Annotated in this window: 20 protein-coding genes and 2 pseudogenes; 8 read left to right on the top strand and 14 right to left on the bottom strand. The window is 70.7% G+C overall.

All coding sequences use genetic code 11. From position 1 onward, the window contains the following. Nucleotides 1-100: 100 nt before the first annotated feature. The gene (locus ABTY98_RS20800; protein ID WP_352222395.1) at nt 101-1,921 is read right to left on the bottom strand and encodes a S9 family peptidase; all 1,821 of its coding nucleotides are present in this window, start codon (nt 1,919-1,921) and stop codon (nt 101-103) included. 141 nt (nt 1,922-2,062) lie between these two features. Between ABTY98_RS20800 and ABTY98_RS20795 the strand changes: the two genes are divergently transcribed. Further along, on the top strand, nt 2,063-2,860 hold the full coding sequence (locus ABTY98_RS20795) for an SURF1 family protein (protein WP_352222394.1): 798 nt from the start codon (nt 2,063-2,065) through the stop codon (nt 2,858-2,860). Between the two features lie 71 nt (nt 2,861-2,931). Here the strand turns inward: ABTY98_RS20795 and ABTY98_RS20790 are convergent, their stop codons facing one another. From ABTY98_RS20790 to ABTY98_RS20770, 5 genes are all read right to left on the bottom strand, one after another. After that, nucleotides 2,932-4,053: a hypothetical protein gene (locus ABTY98_RS20790; RefSeq protein WP_352222393.1), complete on the bottom strand. Its 1,122-nt coding sequence runs from the start codon at nt 4,051-4,053 to the stop codon at nt 2,932-2,934. A 155-nt stretch (nt 4,054-4,208) separates the two neighbouring features. Next, nucleotides 4,209-4,883: a SigE family RNA polymerase sigma factor gene (locus ABTY98_RS20785; RefSeq protein WP_471510179.1), complete on the bottom strand. Its 675-nt coding sequence runs from the start codon at nt 4,881-4,883 to the stop codon at nt 4,209-4,211. A gap of 473 nt (nt 4,884-5,356) precedes the next feature. Further along, the gene (locus tag ABTY98_RS20780; RefSeq protein WP_352222392.1) at nt 5,357-6,436 is read right to left on the bottom strand and encodes an aspartate-semialdehyde dehydrogenase; all 1,080 of its coding nucleotides are present in this window, start codon (nt 6,434-6,436) and stop codon (nt 5,357-5,359) included. Next, nucleotides 6,433-7,704 (bottom strand): aspartate kinase, encoded by a 1,272-nt coding sequence (locus tag ABTY98_RS20775; RefSeq protein WP_352222391.1) that lies wholly within the window; start codon nt 7,702-7,704, stop codon nt 6,433-6,435. The genes ABTY98_RS20780 and ABTY98_RS20775 overlap by 4 nt, the downstream gene beginning before the upstream one ends. A 172-nt stretch (nt 7,705-7,876) precedes the next feature. Then, the gene (locus tag ABTY98_RS20770; RefSeq protein ID WP_352222390.1) at nt 7,877-8,044 is read right to left on the bottom strand and encodes a hypothetical protein; all 168 of its coding nucleotides are present in this window, start codon (nt 8,042-8,044) and stop codon (nt 7,877-7,879) included. Nucleotides 8,045-8,161: 117 nt separating this feature from the next. On the opposite strand from ABTY98_RS20770, the gene ABTY98_RS20765 reads away from it, so the two are divergent. After that, nucleotides 8,162-8,890, top strand: a complete 729-nt coding sequence (locus ABTY98_RS20765) for a TSUP family transporter (protein ID WP_352222389.1) — start codon at nt 8,162-8,164, stop codon at nt 8,888-8,890. Nucleotides 8,891-9,062: 172 nt separating this feature from the next. Here the strand turns inward: ABTY98_RS20765 and ABTY98_RS20760 are convergent. The 4 genes and pseudogenes from ABTY98_RS20760 to ABTY98_RS20745 form a co-directional block, all read right to left on the bottom strand. After that, nucleotides 9,063-9,512, bottom strand: a pseudogene (locus ABTY98_RS20760) (VOC family protein); the annotation flags it as partial. 81 nt (nt 9,513-9,593) lie between these two features. Further along, nucleotides 9,594-10,253, bottom strand: coding sequence for a DUF5063 domain-containing protein (locus ABTY98_RS20755; RefSeq protein WP_352222388.1), 660 nt, complete (start codon nt 10,251-10,253; stop codon nt 9,594-9,596). Beyond that, complete coding sequence (gene recR, locus ABTY98_RS20750) at nt 10,246-10,845, bottom strand: recombination mediator RecR (RefSeq protein WP_352222387.1); 600 nt, start codon at nt 10,843-10,845, stop codon at nt 10,246-10,248. Before recR ends, ABTY98_RS20755 begins: the two co-directional genes overlap by 8 nt. 139 nt (nt 10,846-10,984) lie before the next feature. Continuing rightward, nucleotides 10,985-11,329 (bottom strand): YbaB/EbfC family nucleoid-associated protein, encoded by a 345-nt coding sequence (locus ABTY98_RS20745; protein ID WP_352222484.1) that lies wholly within the window; start codon nt 11,327-11,329, stop codon nt 10,985-10,987. A 296-nt stretch (nt 11,330-11,625) separates the two neighbouring features. Here ABTY98_RS20745 and ABTY98_RS20740 point away from each other — a divergent pair, with 296 nt between their 5' ends. Continuing rightward, entirely contained in the window at nt 11,626-12,378 is a 753-nt protein-coding gene (locus ABTY98_RS20740) for an SLATT domain-containing protein (RefSeq protein WP_352222386.1), read from the top strand. Nucleotides 12,379-12,479: 101 nt separating this feature from the next. After that, on the top strand, nt 12,480-13,634 hold the full coding sequence (locus ABTY98_RS20735) for a Gfo/Idh/MocA family protein (protein WP_352222385.1): 1,155 nt from the start codon (nt 12,480-12,482) through the stop codon (nt 13,632-13,634). A gap of 16 nt (nt 13,635-13,650) precedes the next feature. On the opposite strand, the pseudogene ABTY98_RS20730 reads toward ABTY98_RS20735, so the two are convergent. Continuing rightward, nucleotides 13,651-14,184, bottom strand: a pseudogene (locus ABTY98_RS20730) (phosphate ABC transporter substrate-binding protein); the annotation flags it as partial. Nucleotides 14,185-14,206: 22 nt separating this feature from the next. Beyond that, on the bottom strand, nt 14,207-15,934 hold the full coding sequence (locus ABTY98_RS20725; protein ID WP_352222384.1) for a protein kinase domain-containing protein: 1,728 nt from the start codon (nt 15,932-15,934) through the stop codon (nt 14,207-14,209). 221 nt (nt 15,935-16,155) lie between these two features. Between ABTY98_RS20725 and ABTY98_RS20720 the strand changes: the two genes are divergently transcribed. From ABTY98_RS20720 to ABTY98_RS20705, 4 genes are all read left to right on the top strand, one after another. Then, nucleotides 16,156-17,511: an aspartate aminotransferase family protein gene (locus tag ABTY98_RS20720; RefSeq protein WP_352222383.1), complete on the top strand. Its 1,356-nt coding sequence runs from the start codon at nt 16,156-16,158 to the stop codon at nt 17,509-17,511. 153 nt (nt 17,512-17,664) lie between these two features. Then, the gene (locus ABTY98_RS20715) at nt 17,665-18,363 is read left to right on the top strand and encodes a GntR family transcriptional regulator (RefSeq protein ID WP_352222382.1); all 699 of its coding nucleotides are present in this window, start codon (nt 17,665-17,667) and stop codon (nt 18,361-18,363) included. Beyond that, nucleotides 18,360-20,771, top strand: a complete 2,412-nt coding sequence (locus tag ABTY98_RS20710; protein WP_352222381.1) for a dolichyl-phosphate beta-glucosyltransferase — start codon at nt 18,360-18,362, stop codon at nt 20,769-20,771. Before ABTY98_RS20715 ends, ABTY98_RS20710 begins: the two co-directional genes overlap by 4 nt. A 78-nt stretch (nt 20,772-20,849) precedes the next feature. Continuing rightward, nucleotides 20,850-21,500, top strand: coding sequence for a putative DNA-mimic protein (locus tag ABTY98_RS20705; RefSeq protein ID WP_352222380.1), 651 nt, complete (start codon nt 20,850-20,852; stop codon nt 21,498-21,500). A gap of 209 nt (nt 21,501-21,709) precedes the next feature. Here the strand turns inward: ABTY98_RS20705 and ABTY98_RS20700 are convergent, their stop codons facing one another. Next, on the bottom strand, nt 21,710-23,545 hold the full coding sequence (locus tag ABTY98_RS20700) for a bifunctional metallophosphatase/5'-nucleotidase (protein WP_352222379.1): 1,836 nt from the start codon (nt 23,543-23,545) through the stop codon (nt 21,710-21,712). A 310-nt stretch (nt 23,546-23,855) separates the two neighbouring features. Beyond that, nucleotides 23,856-25,139, bottom strand: coding sequence for an adenylosuccinate synthase (locus tag ABTY98_RS20695; RefSeq protein ID WP_352222378.1), 1,284 nt, complete (start codon nt 25,137-25,139; stop codon nt 23,856-23,858). Between the last annotated feature and the right edge of the window lie 105 nt (nt 25,140-25,244).

Here is a 25,244-nt window from a genome sequence, read left to right as displayed (position 1 = left end):
CGATACAGCCCCGCGCCCCTGTACGGGGCGCTTGGCCTGGCGGAGTTTGCCGGTTGCCCCCTGCGGGGCGCTCTGCCGCACCGGTCTCGGAAAGTCCGCCTCAGTCCGTCGGTGCCGTCGCCACAGACGTGAGGTGCCTTTCCGCGAACTCCATCTCAAGTCTCAGCTGCTTGATCCGTTCGTCCACCACCAGGGAGCCGTGGCCCGCGTCGTAGCGGTAGACCTCGTGGGGGGCCGAGCGGGCTGCCAGGCGGGTGACGTAGTTGTCGATCTGGCGGATGGGGCAGCGGGGGTCGTTGACGCCGGCCGAGATGTACACCGGGGCCTTCACGTCGTCGACGTATGTCAGCGGCGACGAGGCGGCGAAACGCTCGGGGACCTCCTCCGGTGTGCCGCCCAGCAGCGTGCGGTCCATCGCCTTCAGTGCCTCCATCTCGTCGTGGTACGCCGTGACGTAGTCGGCGACCGGGACGACCGCGATGCCCACCGCCCAGGACCGGGGCTGGGTGCCCAGGCCGAGCAGGGTCAGGTAGCCGCCCCAGGAGCCGCCGGTCAGGATCAGGCGGTCGGGGTCGGCCAGGCCGGACTCGATCGCCCAGTCCCGTACCGCCGCCACGTCCTCCAGCTCGATCAGGCCCACCCGGTGCTTCAGCGCGTCCGTCCAGGCGCGGCCGTAGCCCGTGGAGCCCCGGTAGTTGATGCGGACCACCGCATAGCCGTGGTCCACCCAGGCCGCCGGGCCCGCCGCGAAGCTGTCGCTGTCGTGCCAGGTCGGGCCGCCGTGCAGATCGAAGACGGTCGGCAACGGCCCCTGCGCTCCCGCCGGCTTCTGGATCAGGGCGTGGATGCGGCCGCCGGGCCCCTCCACCCACGCGTCCGAGACGGGGACGGACGGGGGGCACTTCATGCCTGGCGGGTCCAGGACCACCTCGCCCGTCGTCGAGCGGACGACCGGCGGCTCGGCGGCGGAGGACCACAGGTACTCGACGGTTCCGTCGGGGCGGGCCGTGGCCCCGGAGACCGAGCCCGGCGGGGTCGGGATCCGGGTCAGCTCATGCGTCGCCAGTTCGTAGCGGAACAGCTCGCTGCGGGCCTCGTGGCTGTGGGCGATCAGCAGTGCGCTGCCGTCCGGGTACCACTCGGCGCTCACATCGCCCGGCAGGTCGAGCGTCAGGTCCGTCTGCTCGCCGGTCACGACGTCCCAGACCAGCGGTTCCCAGCGGCCGCGCCGCTGGTGGCCGATCAGCAGCCGCGGGTCGCCGTCGACCGGGGCGAAGCCCAGCACCTCCAGGCCCAGTTCCTCCGCGCCGCCCCTGGTGTCGTCCAGCTCGGCGACCGGCGTGGCGTCCGGGCGGATCACACGCAGCGCCGAGTGCATCGCGTCGCCGTGCTCGGTGTGCTCGATGGCGATCAGCGAGCCGTCGTGGGACAGGTCGCCGACGCCCGCCGACTCATGGTGGCGGTAGATCTCCCGCGGCTCCTCCCCCGTTCTGACCAGGTAGATCGTCGTACCCTCGTCGTCGGTGGAGCGGCCCACGACCGCCGTGCGGCCGTCCCGGCCCAGGGCCAGGCCCGAGGGGTACGACGGCTCCAGGCCCGGCGTCGCCTCCTCGTCCGCGCCGCCGCCGAAGGGCTGGCGGCGCCAGACGCCGAACTCGTCGCCGTCCTTGTCGTCGAACCACCAGATCCACGCGCCGTCCGGGGAGAGCAGCCCGTCCGTCGTGCCGTTCGGCCGGTTCGTCGCCTGGCGCTGCTCCCCGCTCGCGCGGTCCCAGGCGTACAGCTCATACGTCCCCGTCGCGTTCGACACGAACAGGGAACGGTCGGGGGCGTCTTCCGCCCAGTCCGGCAGGGAGACCCGAGGGGCGCGGAAGCGCTTCTCCCAGTCCGGCATGTCGCTCTCACTCATGGCCGCAGTCATGGCCCCATAGTGCCCGCCCCCACCCACAATGCGCTGGCGCGCGTCCTCAGCCTGTGGATAACTTTGCGAGCCTGCCGACACCACGGCCGGCCGCCCACCCCACTCCCGGCCGCCCCCGACGCTCCCCGTACCGTGGAAGGCGTGTACCGCTTCCTGCTGACACCCCGCTGGTGGGGCATCAACGTCTTCGTGCTGCTCGCCATCCCGTTCTGCGTCTTCATGGGGTCCTGGCAGCTGAGCCGCTTCGAGTCGCGGGTCGAGGCGCATCGCAGCGCCGACAAGCAGGTCGAGGCCGCCCGGACGGAGGCGGCCCGGCCACTGGCCGAGCTGCTCCCGGTCGACCAGTCCACCTCCGGCAAGCGGGCCACCGCCAGCGGCCGGTACGCCAAGCAGCTGCTGGTGCCCGGCCGGCAGCTCGACGGCAAGGACGGCTTCTACGTCCTGACCCTGCTGCGCACCGACTCCGGTCAGGCCCTGCCCGTCGTCCGCGGCTGGCTGCCCGGCAAGGCCGACGCGGCCAAGGCGCCCGCCCCGCCCGCCGGCGAGGTCACCGTCACCGGCGCGCTCCAGGCCTCCGAGACACCGGGAGACAACGGCGTCAGCGCCCAGGGCGGGCTGCCGTCGGGACAGACGGCGGCGATCAGCGCGGCCTCCCTGGTGAACCTGGTGCCGTACCGGGTGTACGACGCGTGGATCACGCTGGACAAGGCCGACTCGGGGATGACGGCAGTACCGGCGACCGCGCCGGACAACTCGGGGCTCGATCTGAAGGCGTTCCAGAACCTCGGCTACACCGGCGAGTGGTTCGTGTTCGCCGGGTTCGTGGTGTTCATGTGGTTCCGGCTGCTGCGCCGCGAGGTGGAGTTCGCACGGGACGCGGCGCTCGGGCTGGTACCGGACGAGGAAACCCAGGCCCAGCAGCCGACCGCGACCGTCTGACGGACGACGGACGCCGACCCGACGGCGCGGCCCCGCCCGACGGCGCTGCCCCCGCCGCGCCGGTCGGCCGGTCACACCGCCGGCAGCACCCCGGTCCAGTAGACCGTCCCGGCGCATGCGTTCGTCACCGTCGCGGAGCCGGTCGGGGACCCGGCCTCCGGGGTGTACGAGACCACGACGCTGCCGTCGGCCGTGCCGTCCTCGGTGAACAGCTGGGTGGTGGTGCCGTCCGATCCGGAGGTGGTCGTACCGGTGCTGCTGCCGGTGTCCTCGGAGGGGCTCGGGGAGGCCGTGGTGCCGCCGGTGTCGGTGGAGCCGGTGCTGGAGCCGCTGGTCGGGCAGGTCTCCAGGGGGACGAAGCCGAACTTCTCCTCGTAGGCGGCGCCGGGTGCCAGGACCAGGCCGGTGAGCTCCGTGGACGGGTCGGGGAGCCCGGCCGCCGCGTCGCCCGAGGTGTGCCGGACGGCGCTGATCTTTGTGGCGTCGGCCGCGCCCTGCGCGAGCAGGCCCACGCTGCCGGGGCCGCCGACGGTACAGCTCGTCTTCGAGACGTTCACGACCCGGAAGGTGCCGTAGACGACGCCCGTCGAGTCGGGGGCGCCGACGGTGGCGACCGGGGTGGCGAGCTGGTCCGAGGTGCAGACCGGGGCCGTGGTGTCGGCGCTGGCCGTGGGGACGACCTTGGTGCCGCCGACGGCGCCGGTGCTCTCGTCCTTGCCGCTGTTCTTGGTGCCGCCCGGGTGCTGCTCGGTGGCCTGGCCGCTGGAGCCGCCCGCGGTGCTGGAGCCGCCGTCCGGGTTCTTGCCGCCGGTGGCGCCGCCCTGGGCCTGGGACGCCTGGGCGGCGATGGACGTGTTGGGGTCGGTGCCGCCGGAGTTGGAGACATGCACGAGGGCGGGGATCGCGGTGCCGATGAACAGGGCGGCGGCCGCCATGCCCACGGCGGCCTGGCGCTTGCGGGCCCGGCGGGTGGGCACCGCGCGGCGCAGGTGGTCGAGGGCGCCGTCGCGCGGTGCGAGATCGTCGACCGCGGAGTGCAGCATCCGGCGCAGGGCCAGCTCGTCGGCGCCGAGCCCGTCAGGGCCGGGGCGCAGCCCGTCAGGGCCGGCGCCGAGCCCGTCAGGTCCGGGGCGGAGCCCGTCAAAGCCCTGTCCGAGCTCCTCGGGGCCCTTTTCGTCGGGGCCGTGGTTCACAGTTCCGTTCCCAGCGTGCGATTGCGTGTGCTCTTGCTCGTGGTCTCGCGGCAGCTCTCGCCGACCGGCAGGCCCATGGTGATGGTCCCGCGTCGGCTCGTGCCAAGCGTAGGGCTCGTGGCGATCATGTGAGTCGCCTCCCTCGGGGCTGTCCGTCATGCCAGCGACTCCATCGCCACCCGTAGCGCCGCGATGCCGCGCGAGCCGTACGCCTTCACCGAGCCCAGCGAGATGCCGAGCGTCTCGGCGACCTGGGCCTCGGTCATGTCGGCGAAGTAGCGCAGCACGAGGACCTCGCGCTGGCGGCGCTGCAGACCCTTCATCGCCTTGATCAGGTCGCGCCGCTCCAGCAGGTCGTAGGCGCCCTCCTCGGCGCTCGCCATGTCGGGCATCGGCTTGGAGAGGAGCTTGAGGCCGAGGATGCGGCGGCGCAGCGCGGAGCGGGAGAGGTTGACGACGGTCTGGCGGAGATAGGCCAGGGTCTTCTCCGGGTCGCGGACGCGTTTGCGGGCGGAGTGGACGCGTATGAACGCCTCTTGGACGACGTCCTCGCAGGAGGCGGTGTCGTCGAGGAGGAGCGCGGCGAGGCCGAGAAGCGAACGGTAGTGGGCCCGGTAGGTCTCGGTGAGGTGGTCGACGGTGGTACCGGCCGCCGCCGTCTCCTCGGCTCCGTCGCGCTGGCTGGGTATGCGGGTGGGCCGCGCTGCGGGCATGGGCGCGATCACCGGCATGCCGCCGGCCGCGCCGGGCATGCGGGGACGCAGGCCCGCGCTGGGCGGCCGCAAAGCCGTCGCGCCGAGGGGCGCACTGAGTTCGAGTACCTCTGCCACGCAAGTTGGACACGTCTACCCCCGTCGGGGTTGTACGTGCCGGGCATCCCTTTCGTGTCAGGCGCGCCGGGCGGGGTCGCGCCGGGCCTGCCGAGTCGGCCGGCCCGCACGGTCGACACCGTTCTCCGCGCGTCCGGCAGTGCACCCGACGGTGTCTCACATGCCGTCATGCGTCCCGCTCTTCCCTTGTGTCCCATATGAACGGGCGTCCCCACGCCCTGATCACGGCGTCCCCACGCCAGGATCATGCGTCCCCACGGCCCGAAGGCCGGCCGCGTAAGCGCCCCGTAAGAGGGCGACCGCAAAGACGCTCCCCGCCGTCCGCGTGGTTGCGGAGGACGGGGAGGAAAATCTTCGAACGCCGACGGGTCGGGGTTCAAGAGGTTTGGACCATGCTCATGGCCACATCTCTTACGCTGATCCTACTTGTGGGCCCGCTCCCACCCGGAGCATTTACCGTGGTCACCGGCTGTTCACGCAATGTCCGCCGCGCCTGAACGGCCAGTCAGTTCCGCCGCCACCAACTCGGCGATCTGCGCGGTGTTCAATGCGGCACCTTTGCGAAGGTTGTCCCCGCAGACGAAGAGCTCCAGCGCGGTCGGGTCGTCGAGGGCCCGCCGTACCCGCCCCACCCAGGTCGGATCCGTGCCCACCACGTCGGCCGGCGTCGGGAACTCCCCGGCGGCCGGGTTGTCGAAGAGGACGACTCCCGGGGCGGTGTCCAGGATCTCCCGGGCCCCGTCGACGGTGACCTCGCCCTGGAACCGGGCGTGCACGGTCAGCGAGTGCGTGGTGACCACCGGAACCCGGACACAGGTCACCGCGACCGGCAGCTTCGGCAGCCCGAGGATCTTGCGGGACTCGTCCCGCACCTTCATCTCCTCCGACGACCAGCCGTCCTCCCGCAGCGACCCGGCCCACGGTACGACGTTCAGCGCGACCGGCTCCGGGAACGGCCCGGTGCTGTCCCCGACGGCCCGCCGCACATCACCGGGCTTGGTGCCCAGCTCCGTACCGGCGACCATCGACAGCTGGGCCCGCAGCGTCTCCACGCCGGCCCGCCCGGCCCCGCTCACCGCCTGGTACGACGACACCACCAGCTCGCGCAGCCCGAACTCGGCGTGCAGCGCGCCCAGGGCGACGATCATCGACAGGGTGGTGCAGTTGGGGTTGGCGATGATCCCGCGCGGCCGGTTGCGGGCGCAGTGCGGATTGACCTCGGGCACCACCAGGGGCACCTCGGGGTCCATCCGGAAGGCCCCGGAGTTGTCCACGACGACCACGCCCCTGGCGGCCGCGACCGGCGCCCAGCGCGCGGACACCTCGTCGGGTACGTCGAACATCGCGACGTCGATCCCGTCGAAGGCCTCCTCCGACAGGGCGACGACCTCGACCTCCTCCCCGCGCACGGTCAGCTTGCGGCCGGCCGAGCGCGCGGAGGCGATCAGACGGATCTCGCCCCAGACGTCCGCCCGCTGGGACAGGATCTGGAGCATGACCGTGCCGACGGCCCCGGTCGCCCCCACGACCGCGAGCGCCGGCTTGGCGGTCATCGGCCGGTGCCGCCGTAGACCACGGCCTCGTCGCTGTCGGAGTCGAGTCCGAAAGCGGTGTGCACGGCGCGCACCGCCTCCGGCACGTCGTCGGCGCGGGTCACGACCGAGATACGGATCTCGGAGGTCGAGATCAGCTCGATGTTCACCCCGGCGTCGGACAGCGCCTCGAAGAACGAGGCGGTGACGCCCGGGTTGGTCTTCATACCGGCTCCGACCAGCGAGATCTTCCCGATCTGGTCGTCGTACCGAAGCGAGTCGAAGCCGATGCCCGGCCGGTTGCGCTCCAGCGCGTCGATCGCCTTGCGGCCCTCGGTCTTCGGCAGCGTGAAGGAGATGTCCGTCAGGCCCGTGGAGGCCGCGGACACGTTCTGCACGACCATGTCGATGTTGACCTGGGCATCGGCGATGGTCCGGAAGATCGCGGCGGCCTCACCCGGCTTGTCCGGCACACCGACGACCGTGACCTTGGCCTCGGAGGTGTCGTGCGCGACACCGGAGATGATGGCCTGCTCCACCTTCTGGTCCCCAATCGGCTGACTGCTGACCCACGTGCCCTGGAGTCCGCTGAAGCTGGACCGGACGTGGATCGGAATGTTGTAACGGCGTGCGTACTCCACACAGCGGTGGAGCAGCACCTTGGAACCGGAGGCGGCGAGCTCCAGCATGTCCTCGAAGGAGATCCAGTCGATCTTCCGCGCCTTCTTCACCACGCGCGGGTCGGCGGTGAACACACCGTCGACGTCGGTGTAGATCTCGCAGACCTCGGCGTCGAGCGCGGCGGCCAGCGCCACGGCCGTGGTGTCGGACCCGCCGCGCCCCAGCGTGGTGATGTCCTTCTTGTCGGCGCTGACGCCCTGGAACCCGGCCACGATGGCGATGTTGCCCTCGTCCAGCGCCGTCCTGATCCGCCCCGGCGTGACGTCGATGATCCGGGCTTTGTTGTGGACCGAGTCGGTGATGACGCCTGCCTGGCTGCCGGTGAACGACTGGGCCTCGTGGCCCAGGTTTTTGATCGCCATGGCCAGCAGTGCCATGGAGATACGCTCTCCGGCGGTCAGCAGCATGTCGAACTCACGCCCGGCAGGCATCGGGGATACCTGCTCGGCGAGATCGATCAGCTCGTCCGTCGTGTCGCCCATCGCGGAAACGACGACAACCACCTGGTTGCCGTTCTTCTTCGCTTCCACGATTCGCTTGGCGACGCGCTTGATGCCCTCGGCATCGGCTACGGAGGAGCCTCCGTACTTCTGCACGACAAGGCCCACGTGCGCTCCTCGCTCGGTTTGTCTGTGTCGGCTCAGTTTAACGAGCGCCCGAATTCCACCAGTGCGCTCCCGCATGGTGAGACGTCGGCGCTCGCGACCGGAACCTGCCCAGACGACGGCACCCCACGCGGAAAGTGCCCCGGCTCACAGTTCCGGTCCCCTTCGCCTCCGCTCAGCCCCGCAGCAGGCCGACCCCGGCGCCGAGTGAGACGAGGCCCATGGCGACGGCGGTCAGCACGCCCTGTGTGCCGTCGACGGCGAAGGGCGCGACGGCGGCGACGGCCGGGTTGAAGAGGAAGAGGAACCACAGGACGGGACGGGAGGAGAGCAGGGGCCTCATCGGAGAGATCCTTGTCGGCTGGTCCGGCTGGTTGACCTGGCGAGGTCAACAGTCCCGTCTCCGGAGGACCGCAACGAGGGAGTGCGCTGCCGGACCGTTGGTGTAGGCAGGTACACCATGACGGCGCCGATCCTTCTCTTCCTTCTCTCCGGCATCGTGCTGCTGGGCGCGAGTGTGCAGTGGCTGACCGGCATGGGCTTCGCGCTGGTCGCCGTACCGGCACTGATCCTGCTGCTCGGCCCGGCCGAGGGGGTCGCCCTGGCGAACTGCGCGGCAGGCGCGATCAGCGTGGTGGGCCTGGCGGGCGGCTGGCGCAGGGTCCGCCCGGCGGCGATGGTCCCGCTGTGCGCGGCGGCCGCCTGCACGGTCCCGGTGGGCACCTGGCTGACCCGCCAACTCCCGTCGCCCACCCTGTTCCTGACGATGGGTGCCCTGGTGACGTTGGCGGTGCTGCTGGTGATGCGGGGCGCCCGGGTCCCCGTACTCGGCGGCCGGGCAGGCGCGTTGACGGCGGGCGCGGTGGGCGGCTTCATGAACTCGGCGGCGGGCGTGGGCGGCCCCCCGGTCTCCCTGTACGCGCTCAACGCGGGCTGGACGGTACGGGAGTTCGTCCCGAACGCGCAGTTCTACGGCGTGATAGTCAACGCGTTCTCGGTGACGGCGAACGGGGTGCCGGGGCTGAGCGCGGCGGAGTGGGCGGCGGCGGGCGGGGCGATGGTGGCGGGCGGGTTGATCGGCCGCACGGTCGCCGACCGCATCCCGGAACACCACGCCCGTCGCCTGGTCCTGCTGCTGGCCCTGACGGGCGGGGTGACCGCGGTGGCGAAGGGGCTGTGGACGCTTTGACTCGCTGCGTCAACTCCCTGAAGGCGTCTCCTCCGCGCCGCCTGCACCAGGAGTTCCCCGACCTCGTGCGGCACTACTGGCAGGCGACCGTGTGAGGCCTTGGCCGGCTCCGCCGGAACGCCACCGCGAACGCTCCGCGTCGCCCTCGCGAGATCCGATAGCGCCCGGCGGATCAGCCGACGGCCTGCCCGGGCCGCACGGGCGCGCTGCTTCGGCCCCGGCGCCGGCGCCGGCCGCCGAGTTCGGCGTCGAGGGTCTCCTGGGCCACCCGCATGGCCTCGGCGTACCGGGGGTACCGCAGCCGGCTCCACATCTCGTCCTCGGCGACGTCCTCGACGTGGCCGACCACCCACCAGATGTTGCCGAAGGGATCCCTGATCCGCCCGCCGCGCTGTCCGAAGGCGTTGTCGGCCAGGTCCGTGACGACCTGGCCGCCGGCCGCGAGGGCCCGGGTGAAGGTGTCGTCCGCGTCGGCGACGAACACGCGCAGCAGACTCGGCAGTACGGGCCAGTCGGCGTGCCGGTCGAAGGCCAGGACGACGGTGTCGCCGACCCTGATCTCGGCGTGCCCGATCAGCCCGTCCTCGGTCGGTACCCGCCCCAGCTCCTCGCCCCCTCTCGCCGGTGTCGGTTGTCACCGGCGACGGTAGGCACCGCTCAGGACGGGAGCTGTCCTAGATCACAGGTGGGCCGAGCCCTCGGCTCACGTGGCCTTGAGGCCCAGCCGGCCGCCGATCTCCTGTTGCATGACCTGGCCCGCCTCGAACTCCAGGGTCTCGTCGCCCATCGCGTCCTGGTCGGTGTCCAGGCCGTCCAGTTCCTCCAGGGGCTGGTTCAGGCGGACGTGGATCAGGATGGACTGGAGGGCGCGGAGGACCGCGGAGGCGGTGGGACCCCAGTTGGAGAAGTAGGAGAACTGCCACCACCACAGGGCCTCCGTGGTGCGGCCCGCGCGGTAGTGGGCCATGCCGTGGCGGAGGTCGGCCATGATGTCGGCAAGGTCGTCCGAGATACGGGCCGGGACGGGGGCCTTGCGGGGCTCGTACGGGTCGAAGACCTCGGAGTAGACGTCGATGGGCTCCAGGAGGCGCGCGAAGTTCTCGCGGAGCGGGTCGACATCCGGCTCGGGGCCCAGGTCCGGCTCGTAGCGCTCGTCGGGGACGATGTCCTCGTGCGCGCCGAGGCGGCCGCCGGCCAGCAGGAGCTGGGAGACCTCCAGGAGGAGGAAGGGGACCGCCGAGTCCGGCTCGTCGCCCTTGGCCACCTCCGTGACGGCCACCAGGAAACTCTCGACCTGGTCGGCGATCTGGACCGCGAAGTCGTCGGGGTCCGGGGCGGTCGCGTGCAGTGTGGCGTCAGACATCTAGGAGTCGTCTCCCCTCGAAGGCGCGGCCGAGGGTGACCTCGTCCGCGTATTCCAGGTCGCCACCCACCGGGAGGCCGCTGGCCAGGCGGGTGACCTTGAGGCCCATGGGTTTGATCATGCGGGCGAGGTAGGTGGCGGTCGCCTCGCCCTCCAGGTTCGGGTCCGTGGCCAGGATGAGTTCGGTGACCGAGCCGTCGGCCAGCCGGGCGAGCAGCTCCCTGATCCGCAGATCGTCGGGGCCGACGCCCTCGATCGGGCTGATCGCTCCGCCGAGTACGTGGTATCGGCCGCGGAACTCACGGGTGCGCTCGATGGCGACCACGTCCTTGGGCTCCTCGACCACGCAGATCACCGTCGGGTCCCGGCGCGCGTCACGGCAGATGTTGCACAGCTCCTCCTGTGCCACGTTGCCGCAGGTCGCGCAGAAGCGGACCTTCGCCTTCACCTCCAGGAGCGCCTGGGCGAGCCGTCGCACGTCCGTCGGCTCCGCCTGCAGGATGTGGAAGGCGATCCGCTGCGCGCTCTTCGGACCGACGCCGGGCAGCCGCCCCAGCTCGTCGATGAGGTCCTGGACCACGCCTTCGTACAACGGACTGCCCTTCCTGGAGTCTTTCGGTACGTACGGTAGTTGGCTGCCGCCTGTCCTAGGAAGGCGGTGTGGGTGTCGCGTGGGCGACGAACATCAGAACGGCGAGATCAGAGCGGTCGGGCCAGAAGGCCGGGTCGGGTCAGAACGGCAGGCCGGGGATGCCGCTGCCGCCGCCCAGGCCCTGCGCCAGCGGGCCGAGCTTCTGCTGCTGGAGCGCCTGGGCGTTCGCGTTGGCCGCCTGGACGGCCGCGACGACCAGGTCGGCGAGGGTGTCGGTGTCCTCCGGATCCACCGCCTTCGGGTCGATCTTCAGCGCGCGCAGCTCGCCGGCGCCGGTCACGGTGGCCGTCACCAGGCCGCCGCCCGCCTGCCCGTCGACCTCCGTGTTCGCCAGCTCCTCCTGGGCCTGTGCCAGATCCTGCTGCATCTTCTGGGCCTGCTGGAGCAGCTGCTGCATATTGGGCTGGCCACCACCGGGGATCACGATCAGCTCCTGGGTCCGGGTCCGTGTCTTCGTACTGCTGTGCATGAGCCTACGTGGTCGACGCAGCCATCGCCCCGCCACTCTTTCGAGTGAGAATCCTGACGGGTCTATACCTGATCAAGGCCCACTTCCGGGCGGAAAAGAGGCGAAAGCAAGGCCTTCGCCACCCATTGGGCGGTAGGAAGGGTTCCCGTCGTCAGCATCCATTGTCACGTCCAGTGTCACGGCCGACACCATGCGCGATGTCGGTCCGATGTCACGGAACGTGACCGGTTGTGATCAGTTGGGAGTGCCGGGTGGGTCAGCCGGAGATGCAGCCCGAGGGACCGGCTCAGGACGGGCGGGGGGAGGGTGCGGCCGGACTGCGGCCGGGGGATCTGACCGGGCGGCCTTTCCCGCTCGGGGACTGGGGAGAGCCGGCCGAGCGGCTCGACGAGCTGTACCGGTGGGTGGAGCGCGGGGCGCTGCAGACCGCCGCCTGGTATCTGACGGACCGGGTGTGGAAACGGCGGGGCGCGCGGGCGCTGCGGTGCGGGGCGGCCGTGGGCGCGGTGCTCGGGGCGGCACTGCCGCTGCTGGACCTCACCGGGGTGGTCAGCGGGGTGGCGCCCTGGGGGTATCTCGCGCTGCTGATGGCGGTGGCGTGCGTGGGCATCGACCGGTTCTTCGGGGTGACCTCCGGCTGGATAAGGGACATGGCGACCGCGCAGGCCGTGCAGCGGCGGCTCCAGGTGCTCCAGTTCGACTGGGCGTCGGAGAGCGTGCGGGAGGTGCTCGGGCCGGCGGAGGGCACGGCGAGCGAGGCGGCCGAGCGCTGTCTGGGAGTGCTGAGGCGGTTCACGGAGGACGTGACAGAGCTGGTCCGCACGGAGACGGCCGACTGGATGGTGGAGTTCCGGACGGGTCCGGCACCGCTCGGCATGCAGGCGACGGTGACGGCGGGACCGCGCGCGGACGCGGGACATCTGAACGGCCGCTTCCCGCTGCCGCCAGGAACGAACGGGGCACGGCCGAACATGCCCCGGCAGCGACCGCCGGAGCCGCGGTGAGGGCCAGATTTGTCAGGACGGCCTGATGTCTTGACATCGACGGAAGCGGCCCCGCATCGTGAGCGGACAGTCTCCGGAACGGTCCGAAGAGGGGCAGCCACATGGTGCGTACGCTCGGCGTCGCCGTCGTCGGGTTCGGCTGGATGGGGCGGGTGCACACCCAGGCCTACCAGCGGGTCCCCCACCACTTCCCGCAGCTGTCCGTACGTCCCGAGCTGGTGACCGTCGCCGAGGAGGTACCGGGCCGGGCCGAGGAGGCCGCCGACCTGTTCGGGTTCGCCTCGACCACCCGGGACTGGCGTGAGGTCGCCGCCGACCCGCGCGTCCACGCCGTCAGCATCACCGCGCCGAACTTCCTGCACCGCGAGATCGGCGTCGCCATGGCGGAGGCCGGCAAGCACATCTGGATCGAGAAGCCGGTCGGGCTGACCGCGGAGGACGCCGGCGCGGTCGCCGAGGCCGTCACGAAGGCGGGCGTCCAGGGCACGGTCGGTTTCAACTACCGCAACGCGCCCGCCGTCGCCCACGCCCGTGAGCTGATCGCCTCCGGCGAGCTGGGGACCGTCACCCACGTCCGCATCCGGCTCTTCAGCGACTACGCGGCCCACCCCGACGGTGCCCTGACCTGGCGCTACGAGCGTGCGCGCGGCGGCGGAGGGGTTCTCGGCGACCTCGCCTCGCACGGCGTCGACCTGGCCCGCTTCCTGCTCGGTGACATCACCTCGCTCACCGCCGACACCGCCGTCTTCATCCCGGAGCGCGCCCGGCCCACCGGCGCCACCGCCGGCCACACCCTGGCCACCGGCGGCGCACTCGGCCCGGTCGAGAACGAGGACTACGTCAACTGCCTGCTGCGCTTCGCCTCCGGCGCCCGGGGCGTCCTGGAGGCCAGCCGGGTCTCGGTCGGCGAGCAGAACAACTACGGCTTCGAGGTGCACGGCACCAAGGGCGCCGTCTTCTGGGACTACCGGCGGATGGGCGAACTCGGGGTCAGCCGCGGCACCTCCTACCAGGACCAGCCCGTCAGCACGGTCTACGTCGGCCCGGGGCACGGCGAGTACGGCGCCTTCCAGCCCGGCGCGGCCAACGCCATGGGCTACGACGACCTCAAGGTCATCGAGGCCCACAACTTCTTGCGCTCCATCACCGAGGACACCCCGTACGGCCCGACCCTGGCCGACGCCGTGCACAGTGCGACCGCCCTCGACGCGATGAGCCGCTCGGCAGCCCAGGGCACCTGGGTCAGCCTCGGCTGAGCCGCCGGGTTCACCGGTCGTGGATCCCGCCGATGAGCCTGATCTCCCGGCCGACGTCACCGCCGGACAGCAGCACCAGGAGCTTGAAGTGCTCGCCCGCGTTCAGCGGGACACGCGGGATGCGCAGGCTGTTGCCCGCATGGCCGAATCCGCGCTCCGGGGTGAAGTGCGGCATGAGGTGGTCGCTGTCGGTCGGCTGGGTGACCGAGACACCGCGGATGGTCCGGTCGCTGAACACCGCCGTGAGGCCGTGCAGTTCGGGACTGGTGTAGTCGTCGCGGCCGATGCCCTGGGAGCCGTCGTTCTCGATGCGCAGCAGGACGAGGGTGGCGTCGGCCATGTCCGGGGCCTCGTCGAAGAGGCCGAGGCGTCTGCCGAGCCGCCCCGAACGGATGTCGTCGCCGATCGGGTTGTCCATCTGCAGGCGGTAGCCGATGTGTTTACGGCGCGGGACGCGGCGCTCGAACCAGAAGCTGGCCGCCGACGCGACGATGCCCGCCGCCGCGGTGCCGACGGCGACGATGTTCTCCGCGCTCAGCCACTGGTTCAACTACCCCAGGCGTCGCGGGAGTTCATTGCTTGCTGTACGTGAGACTCTCGCCGCCGTCCTTCCGCACCCGCTTCAGGCTGCCGTCCGACAGCAGCGTCACCTCGGTGGCCTCTCCGGCGCTGCAGGACGAACGGGGCTTGCCGCTCGTGACCGTGGAAGGGCCGATCTCCAACGGACCCCCCGAACCGGGCTTCTCGGCGAGCTTCGCGTCGAACTCGCAGTGGTAGCCGGGGCCGTCCGCGACCAGGGTGAGGACGGTGTCGCCCACGGCGCCCTGGCGGATGGTCAGTTCGCGGGTGTTGTGGCCGGTGGAGTTGTCTATCACCGTGGTCCAGCTGCCGAGGAAGGCGGTGGGCACGGCGCCGGTGGAAGGGGCCGAGGAGGAGGGCGACGGGGTGGGCGTCGGTTCCTCGGAGGAGGTCCGGGCGGTGACCGAGGGGGTGGCCGTACCGCCCGCCTTCTCGTCGTCGCCGCCGCCGCTGTTCATGAGCGCGTACACCGAGCCGCCCGCGGCCAGCATCACGATCACGGCGACGGTGACGAGCAGCACGGTGGAACGGGCGGTGCGGCGCGGCTCACCGTCGGGGGTGGGGTCGTACGGCGGGGGCGGTGGGGGTGTGTAGAGCGGCTGGGCGGGCTCCGGGGTGGTGGCGGCGGTGTAGGGGTTGCTGTACGGGTTGTACGGCTGCGGGTGCTGGAGGGGCTGTTGGTTCGGGTAACCGTAGGCCGGGTGGGCGGGGGCGTGTTCGGGAGAGGGAGGGTTGAGTGTCGGCTGCGGGTGGGGGGCGGCTGGTCGCGCCTCTGGCACCTCCACCGAGGACCCGTACATCGTCGGATCCTCCACCTCCAGCAACTCCACCGCGTGCCGGCCCAGTTGGGCCACCAGTGACCCCGGTAGCCACGGATCCCTGGAGCGGCCCTCCTCGACCGTGTCGACCGCTCCCGTTCGCGCCAGGATCGCGTCCAGGGAGGGGCGGGTCGCCGGGTCCTTGCGGAGGCAGTCGCGGACCACGTCGGCGATGCCCTCGGGGAGCCCGGACAGGTCGGGTTCCTCCTGGGCGATGCGGAACATCTGCGCGTGGGCACCACCCTCGGTGGCGCCGAAGGGAAGCCGGCCGGTGACCGCGTAGGCGAGCACCGAGCCGAGGCTGAAGACATCGGAGGCCGGTGTGATCCGCTCGCCGCGCACCTGCTCGGGGGCCATGAAGCCCGGCGAGCCGACGAGCGAGCCGGTCCGGGTGATGCCCTCGCCGGGGAGGGTCTCCAGGGCGCGCGCGATGCCGAAGTCGATGACCCGGGGTCCCTCTATGGTGAGCATCACATTGGACGGCTTGAGGTCACGGTGGACGATCCCGGCCGCGTGGATGTTGGTGAGCGCGTGCGCCAGCCCGGCGGCGAGGATGCGCACCGACCGCTCGGGCAGCGGCCCGTGGTCGTGCTCGACGACCCGCTGGAGGCTCGGCCCGGCGACGTAGCCGGTGGCCACCCAGGGCACGGCGGCCTCGGTGTCGGCGTCGAGGACGGGTGCGGTCCAGAACCCGCCGACCCGCTGGGCGTTGCGCACCTCCTGCCGGAAGCGGGCCCGGAAGTCCTCCTGCGCGGCGAGTTCCGCCCGTACCAGCTTCACGGCGACGGTGCGGCCGCGCTCCGACCGGGCGAGATACACCTGCCCCATGCCGCCCGCGCCCAGCCGCGCCAGCAGCCGGTACCGCCCGATGTGCTGCGGATCCCCGGGCCCCAGCTTCTCCATGGCAGATCCGCCCCTTCTCCACACTTGTGATCGAGCCGAGAATATTCCGGCGGCTCCGGCGACCGGGACCCGCCTCGTCTACGGTTCCGTAACAGGTACCGGCCGTTCCGGTGGATCCACGGTGTGTCCACGGGCTGTGGACAATCTGTCGCGGAATCGCCGTAGCCATGAAACATGTCGCCGATATCGCGTACGCACCGGGCACTCATAGGCTCGGCGCCATGACCCCTCAGCCCAATCCCCAGGCCGGAGCCGCCGTCAAGGCGGCCGACCGTGCGCATGTCTTCCACTCCTGGTCCGCGCAGGACCTCATCGACCCGCTGGCCGTGGCCGGCGCCGAAGGGTCGTACTTCTGGGACTACGACGGCAGGCGTTACCTGGATTTCACCAGCGGGCTCGTCTTCACCAACATCGGCTACCAGCACCCGAAGGTCGTCGCGGCGATCCAGGAGCAGGCCGCGAGGATGACGACCTTCGCGCCCGCCTTCGCCGTGGAGGCCCGGTCGGAGGCGGCCCGGCTGATCGCCGAGCGGACCCCCGGCGACCTGGACAAGATCTTCTTCACCAACGGCGGCGCGGACGCGATCGAGCACGCCGTGCGCATGGCCCGGCTGCACACGGGCCGCCCGAAGGTGCTGTCCGCCTACCGCTCGTACCACGGCGGCACCCAGCAGGCGATCAACATCACCGGCGACCCGCGCCGCTGGGCCTCCGACGGTGCCGCCGCCGGGGTCGTGCACTTCTGGGCGCCCTTCCTCTACCGATCCCGTTTCTACGCGGAGACGGAGGAGCAGGAGACCGCGCGGGCGCTGGAGCACCTGGAGACCACGATCGCGTTCGAGGGGCCGGGCACGGTCGCGGCGATCGTGCTGGAGACCGTGCCGGGGACCGCCGGGATCATGGTTCCGCCGGCCGGATATCTGGCGGGCGTCCGTGAGATCTGCGACAGGCACGGGATCGTCTTCGTCCTGGACGAGGTCATGGCCGGGTTCGGGCGCACCGGTGAGTGGTTCGCCGCCGACCTGTTCGGGGTCGTACCCGACCTGATGACCTTCGCCAAGGGCGTGAACAGCGGGTATGTGCCGCTCGGTGGTGTCGCCATCAGCGAGCGGATCGCCGAGACCTTCGCCCGGCGGCCCTACCCGGGCGGGCTGACGTACTCCGGGCATCCGCTGGCGTGTGCCGCCGCCGTCGCCACCATCAACGTGATGGCGGAGGAAGGCGTCGTCGAGAACGCGAAGCGGCTCGGCGCGGATGTCGTCGGGCCCGCCCTGGCCTCGCTCGCCGAGCGGCACCCGAGCGTGGGCGAGGTCCGCGGTACCGGCATGTTCTGGGCGCTGGACCTGGTGAAGAACCGGGAGACCCGGGAGCCCCTGGTGCCCTACAACGCGGCCGGGGAGGCCAACGCGCCGATGGCCGCGTTCACGGCTGCCGCCAAGCAGCAGGGCCTGTGGCCGTTCGTGAACATGAACCGGACGCATGTCGTCCCGCCGTGCAACGTCACCGAGGCCGAACTGAAGGAGGGCTTCGCCGCGCTCGACGCCGCGCTGGGCGTGGCCGACGAGTACACGGCGTAGGCGTAGGGCTCTCCGTTCGGGCGCCGGTCGGCGGCGCAGTTCCCCGCGCACCTGAAGGGACGGTCGCGGAACCCGAACGCGTAAGGTGGCGTGCTCGTAGATGTACATGTAAGCGAGCACGTCACCCGAACGCGTGAGGAGAGGCACCCGACGATGCCCGGCAACGGCGCTGTGACCCGCAGTACCCTGCGCCAGCAGATCGCGGACGCGCTCCGTGACGAGGTCCTCGCCGGGCGGCTCCAGCCGGGCCGGGAGTTCACGGTCAAGGAGATCGCCGAGCAGTACGGGGTCTCCGCCACGCCGGTCCGCGAGGCCCTGGTCGACCTGTCCGCGCAGGGCGTCCTCGACGCCGACCAGCACCGCGGTTTCCGGGTGCCGGAGTACTCCCTCACCGACTACCGGGGCATGATCGAGGCCCGCAGCCTGGTCGTCGACGGTATGTTCCACGCTCTCGCCGGCGGCCACCACCCCGCCTTCAAGGACCCGAAGGAGCCGCGGGTCGGGGCCGCCCTGGCCACCGTCCGCCGGCGCGGCGAGGAGGCCCAGCGTGCCGCGACCGCCGGCGACCTCACCGTGCTGGTCGGCTACGACCTGCGCTTCTGGCGGGAGCTGTCCGCGCTGTTCGGCAACCCCTACCTCGGCGACTTCCTGCACCGGCTGCGCGTGCAGTCCTGGGTGTGCGCGGTGCAGCAGCTGCGCCGACTGCCCGATCTACGCGGGTATCTGTGGTCCCGGCAAACGGAGTTGGTCGACGCGCTGTCCCGGCGGGACATCGAGGCCGCCCGGGGGATCGTCGCCGCGTACAACACACACTCCCTCGCCCTCATCGAGCGACTGGCGGAGAACGGATGACCGCGCCCGACCTTTCTGTCGTCATCCCGGCGTACAACGAGGAGGAACGGCTCGGCCCGACGCTCTGCGCCGTCACCCGCTACCTCGCCGACAACGAGTCCCGCTTCGGCTCCTGGGAAGTGATCGTCTCCGACGACGGTTCGACCGACGGGACGCGTACGGTCGCCGCCTTAGATCACCCGCACGTCCGTCTGGTCACCGGTGACCGCAACCGGGGCAAGGGCAACGCCCTGCGCCTGGGCGTCGCCGCCAGCCGCGGCCGCCGGGTGCTGGTCACCGACGCCGATCTCGCGGCCCCGATCGAGGAGCTGGAGCGGCTCGACAAGGCGCTCAGCGAGGGCAACGCGGCGGCGATAGGCTCCCGCGCGGTGCCGGGCGCGGAGATAGCCGACCACCAGCACCCGCTGCGCGAGCTGCTCGGCCGCGCCGGGAACCTGCTGATACGGGCCACCGCGGTGCCCGGCATCAAGGACACCCAGTGCGGTTTCAAGCTGTTCGACGGCGACCAGGCCCGCGAGGCCTTCGCCGGCTCCCGTCTCGACGGCTGGGGCATCGACGTCGAGGTCCTCCAGCATCTGCACCGGGGCGGCGCGTCCATCGCCGAGGTCCCGGTCCGCTGGAGCCACCAGCCCGGCTCCAAGGTCGGCCCGCTTGCCTACCCGAGGGTCCTCGCGGACCTGGCCCGCCTCCGGCTGCGCCGGCTCCGCCCGGCCGACCTCCTGGTCACGGTCCTCTTCCTGGCCCTGTCGATCGTCCTGTACTCGGGCCGCTTCTTCGACCCGGACCACCGCTACCTCACCGACTCCCTCCAGGACCAGAACCAGTGGGAGTGGTTCTTCGCGGTGACCGCGGACAACCTCGCGCACCTGCGCAACCCGCTCTTCTCCGACCTCCAGGGCTTCCCCGACGGCGTCAACCTCATGGCCAACACGGTCATGCTGGGCGCCTCCGTCCCCTTCGCCCCACTGACGCTCCTCGCCGGACCGGCCGTCTCGCTCTCCGTCTGCATGGCCCTCGGCCTGGCCGCGACCGCCGTCGCCTGGTACTGGCTGATCGTGAAGCGGGTGGTACGGCACCGGGGCGCCGCCTTCCTCGGCGCGGCCCTCGCGGCCTTCGCACCGCCGATGGTCAGCCACGCCAACGCGCACCCCAACTTCGTCATCCTGTTCATGATCCCGCTGATCATCGACCGCGCCCTGCGCCTGGCCACGGGCGCCCGGGTCCGGCGGGACGGGATCGTGCTCGGCCTGATGGCGGCGTACCAGGTCCTCCTCGGCGAGGAGCCGTTCCTGCTGGCGGCGCTGGGCATGGCCCTGTTCGCCGTGGCGTACGCGGCCGTACGACCCGAGGTGGCGAAGGAGTCCTGGCGCCCACTGGGCAAGGGCCTGCTGATCGCCGGGGCGGTCTGTCTGCCGATCGTGATCTATCCCTTGTACTGGCAGTTCACCGGCCCGCAGAGCTACCACAGCGTCCTGCACGGCGACAACGCCGGAAACAGCCCCCTCTCGCTCCTCGCCTTCGCCGAGCGCTCGCTGCTCTACGGGAACGCCGGCCGCGCCAACGAGCTCTCCCTCAACCCCACCGAGCAGAACGCCTTCTACGGCTGGCCGCTGGTCCTGCTCGCCTTCGGGATCGTCGTACGGATGTGGGAGCGGCCGCTGGTCAAGGCGCTGGCGTTCACTTCGCTGGCCGCGGCCGTGCTGTCCATGGGCCCGAAGATCCGCATCCCGCTGACCGACACGGTGTATCCCGGCCCCTGGGCGCTGGTGCGGAAGCTGCCGCTCTTCGAGTCGGTGATCGAGGGCCGGGTGGCGATGATCTGCGCCCCGGCGCTGGGCGTGCTGCTCGCGCTCGCGCTCGACAAGGTGCTGGTCACCCGTCGTATCGGCACCCAGTACTTCGGTCTGCTGGCCATCGCGCTGGCCCTGCTCCCGATCGTCCCGGCCCCGCTCAAGTCCGCGCCGCGGGAGACGGTCCCGGAGTTCATCACGAGCGGGATGTGGAAGTCGTACGTGGGAAGGGGCGAGTCGCTCGTCCCGATCCCGCTCCCCGATCCCGGCTACGCGGAGGCCCTGCACTGGCAGACGACGGCGGACCTCGGCTTCAAGCTCCCCGGCGGATACTTCAACGGTCCCTACGGTGAGGACCGCATCGGTATCTACGGTGCCGTCCCGCGCTACACCTCCGACATGCTGCGGGACGTCCGCTACACCGGACAGGTGCCGGTGATCGGCAAGAACTGGCGGGCGCAGGCGGTGAAGGACTTCGCGTACTGGAAGGCGGGCGCCCTGGTGGTCGCCCCACAGCCCAACGACGACAAGCTGCGGCAGGCGGTCGACGCCCTGACCGGAAAATCCGGTAAGTGGACCGGCGGGGTCTGGGTATGGGACCTGCATGGGGGGAGCTGACCGGCGCCGCACGGATTACTCTTCCCTGACCACCTAGCTGAACACCTGCCGTGAACGCGCTGATACGAGGAGCCCTCTTTGGCCTGTGACCTCTGGCTGGTACCGCTCGTCGACGTGTTGTGCCACACGCCCGACAACCCGTTCGCCGAGGAACTCGCGCAATACAACAAGGTGCTCGCCGAGGCCGGGCTGCCGCCGGTGCCGGTGTACCAGTACATGCCGGGCCTGTCCGGCGATGTCGCCCCGGTTGCCGGCTTCGACTACGACGCGCTGCACTTCCTCCGCCGCGCCTATCTCCTCCAGGTCTGCGGCCTGCCCGTCTCCCCGGTGGACGACCTGGGCGGCGACTACGAGCAGCTCCTGGAGATGTTCGAGTCGACGGCCCAGCAGTCCCATCTGGTCTGGCACTACGACCACGCGGGCGCCTATGTCCCGGTCGACTTCCCGAACCCGCTCTCCAGCGACGAACTCCTCGCCGGCGGCGGCCCGCTGGGCTCGTCCCACGCCCTGCTGCGCGAGCTGGAGTACGTCGCCCCGTCGATCGGCATCGACCCGGCGAACCCTCCGGCGGCCCCGCAGCCGCCCTCCGCACCGACCGACCTGGAGGAACCGGCGATCCCGGCGCCGTACGACCCGAGCCCCTTCGCCCGGGAACGGCACGTCTGGCTCGGCCTGCACGCGGCGGCGACGCGCAGCCTGGCCCAGGGGTCGATGATCGTGTTCAGCTGAGGCGGAGCCGGGACAGCGGGCGGTTACTGCTCCACGATCCGGACGGTGCGGACGCCCGTGCCCCGGTAACGAGTGGCGGTCATGGCCGGCACGGAACGGCCGCGCGGCCACTCGACGGTCGGCAGGGCGAAGTGACCGTAAGGCCGCCGTCTCCCGCTCCAGGGATGCCTTCTGCCCTGGAGCGGGGACGTGGAGGAAGTCCGGCAGGCTTACGAGAAGACCGGCGTCCCGCCCTGCGTCAGCTTCCAGTTGGTGGCCGCGAACGTCGACGGGTCGATCGTGCCCTTCGCCGTCGCGTAGGCGACCATCAGGTCGCGGACCTGGTTGGGGGTGCTGTAGACGACCTCCGCGGCGGCGATGTGCGGGTAGCCGCTGCCGCCGTTGGCACGGTAGTTGTTGACGGCGACGACGAAGACCTGGTCGTCGGCGACCGCCGTGCCGTTGTAGCTGAGGTTCTTGATGCGCGAGCCCTCGGCCGCCGCGATGTCGATCTCGTAGTCGACGCCCGCCGCCGTGTCGTACATGTAGTCCCAGAAGCTGTTGGCGTTGGTGAGGGTGGCGGTGTCCACCGCCGTGCCGGACGGGACCTGGTGGTAGTACTTCGCCGCGTACTCCAGGTAGTCCTTGAGCTGGGCGCCGGTGAGCTTCTTGCCGTACAGGGTGTTCTCGTAGACGTAGAGACCCGCGACGTCGCGGATCGTTACGTCGCCGGCCGGGATGACGGCCGTACGGCTGAAGGGCGCGGCCACCGAGATCAGCGGGAGCGCGGCGTCCGCCGTCGACAGGCCCGCCTTCACCGCGTCCATCTGGACCTGCTGGATGAAGTCGATGGCGGCGACGTCCTTCCAGCAGGCGTCCGTCGTGGACATCGTCTCGGTGCAGGTGCCGATCGCGGTGTTGACGTACTTGACCACCAACTCGTGGTCTGCGGTGAGGAGTTCGGTGATCCGCGGGTCCTCCTCGACCGTGTTGCTGTTCAGGGTGGTGGCGGTCTTGCTGGTGATCTTCCAGGAGCCGTGCTCCCATTCCAGCTCGAAGTCGAAGACGGAGAGGCGGTAGCCGTAGCAGTACGGCTCGGAGAGGAGGACGTCCTCGCCGGTCTCCGCGTTCTTCACCGTGTACGTGGGGACGTCGACGTGGGTGTGGCCGACGAGGATCGCGTCGATACCGGGGACCTGCTCGGCGACCAGGTTCGACGCGTTCTCCACGTACGGGAGCGAGTCGCCCCACGACGACGAGCCGTCCAGGCCCGAGTGGTCGGTGAGGAAGACGACGTCACAGCCGAGGGCCCGCAGCCGCGGGACGTACTTCTTCGCCTGCTCGACCAGGCCCGTGAACGCCAGCTTCCCGGAGACGTTGTCCTTGTCCCACAGGGCGATGCCCGGGTTGGTGAGGCCGAGGATGCCGACCTTGATGTCCGGGCCGTGGGGGACCTTGATGTGCTTGACGGTGTAGGGCCGGAAGGCGGGCCGCAGCGTCTTGGCGTCCAGGGCGTTGGCGCCGAGCAGCGGGAAGTGGCACTGCTTCTCGAAGGTGCGGATGACCTCGACGCCGTAGTTGAACTCGTGGTTGCCGAGGGCGGCCGCGTCGTAGCGCATCTCGTTCATGGCGATCGCCATGGGGTGCTTGGGGCCGCGCTTGCCGTCCTTGCCGGTGATCGGGTCGACGCTCGCGTAGTAGGAGGCGAGGGAGGTGCCCTGGATGATGTCGCCGGCGTCGACCAGCAGGACCCGGTCCTCGCCCTTCTCCTTGCGCAGGTTCTTCACCAGGGTGGCGATGCGCGCGATGCCGTAGGTGTTGCCCTTGGAGTCCTTGTAGGCGGCGTCGGTGTAGTAGTCCCAGTTGAAGACGTGGCTGTGCAGGTCGGTGGTGCCCAGGATGGAGAAGCTCCAGGTCTTGGGCGCCTTCGGCGGCTTGGGGTGGCCGTGGCCCTGCGCGGCGGCCTGGGCGCTGCCTGCGCCGACGGTTCCCGCTACGGCCACGGCCGCTCCGGTGACGGCCGACTTCTGCACGAACTCACGGCGGTTTATGGGATTTACGGGCATTCAGGGCTCCTGAAGGGGCGGTGAGGACGGGAGTGGCGTGCGAGGGGCGGCGGGCTACCCGCGTAGATGCTTGTCCCCCGCCCGGTCCCCGGGAACCAGGAACAACCCATGGCAGGGTCAAGGAATGGCCAAGGCGGCCCGGGATCAGGTCCCGGGCCGCCGCTTGTCCTCAGGTATTTGTCGGAGCGTCAACTGCCGTATCGCCGGAATTGGTTGGCAGGTGAGCCGTCGGCGTCCGGCAGGTTCGACAGGCCCTGCAGGGACGACAGGTCCTACACGCCCTACACGTCCAACAGGCCGTACCGGCCCCCTACAGGAACGAGTTGATCTCGATCGTCTCGTCCCGGCCCGGGCCCACGCCGATCGCGGAGATCGGGGCGCCGGACATCTCCTCCAGTGCCTTGACGTACGCCTGGGCGTTCTTCGGGAGGTCCGCGAAGGACTTGGCCTTGGTGATGTCCTCGGACCAGCCGGGCAGGGTCTCGTAGACCGGCTTCGCGTGGTGGAAGTCGCTCTGGGAGTAAGGGAGTTCCTCGACGCGTTTGCCCTCGATCTCGTACGCCACGCAGACCGGGATCTGCTCCCAGCCGGTGAGGACGTCGAGCTTGGTGAGGAAGAAGTCGGTCAGGCCGTTCACGCGGGTCGCGTAGCGGGCGATCACCGCGTCGAACCAGCCGCAGCGGCGGTCCCGGCCGGTGGTGACACCCCGCTCGCCGCCGATCCGGCGCAGCGCCTCGCCGTCCTCGTCGAAGAGCTCGGTCGGGAACGGGCCGGCGCCGACGCGGGTCGTGTACGCCTTGAGGATGCCGATGACCCTGCTGATCTTCGTCGGGCCCACGCCGGAGCCGGTGCAGGCACCGCCCGCGGTCGGGTTCGAGGAGGTGACGAAGGGATACGTGCCGTGGTCGATGTCCAGGAGCGTGCCCTGGCCGCCCTCGAAGAGGACGACCTTGTCCTCCTCCAGGGCCTGGTTGAGGACCAGGACCGTGTCGGAGACGTACGGGGCGAGCTTGTCCGCGTAGCCCAGCAGCTCCTCGACCACCTGGTCCACGGCGATCGCGCGCCGGTTGTACAGCTTGGTGAGCATCTGGTTCTTGACGTCGAGGGCCGCCTCGACCTTCTGGGTCAGGATCGACTCGTCGTACAGGTCCTGGACCCGGATGCCGACGCGGTTGATCTTGTCCGCGTAGGTCGGGCCGATGCCGCGCCCGGTGGTGCCGATCTTCCGCTTTCCGAGGAAGCGTTCCGTCACCTTGTCGACGGTGACGTTGTACGGCGTGATGATGTGCGCGTTTCCGCTGATGAGGAGCTTGGACGTGTCGACGCCACGCTCGTTCAGACCGCTCAGCTCGGAGAGCAGGACCGACGGGTCGACGACGACGCCGTTGCCGATGACGGGAACACAAGTAGGCGAGAGGATTCCGGAAGGGAGGAGGTGGAGCGCATACTTCTGGTCGCCGACGACGACCGTGTGGCCGGCGTTGTTGCCACCCTGGTAACGCACCACGTAGTCGACGGATCCGCCTAGCAGGTCCGTCGCCTTTCCCTTGCCTTCGTCACCCCACTGAGCACCGAGCAGCACAAGTGCGGGCACGCGCGTACACCCCTTCCGGGCGGGGCATGTCCAAGGTCAGGGGCGTACGCGTAAGGTTCGGCGCCGCGTACCACCGCGACCGTCGTTGGCCGCACAACCGTTGGA

The sequence above is a fragment of the Streptomyces sp. NPDC096040 genome, from assembly GCF_040303265.1.
GTDB lineage: Bacteria > Actinomycetota > Actinomycetes > Streptomycetales > Streptomycetaceae > Streptomyces.
The sequence above is the reverse complement of the archived record's forward strand: the minus strand, read 5'-3'. Positions and strand labels throughout refer to the sequence as shown.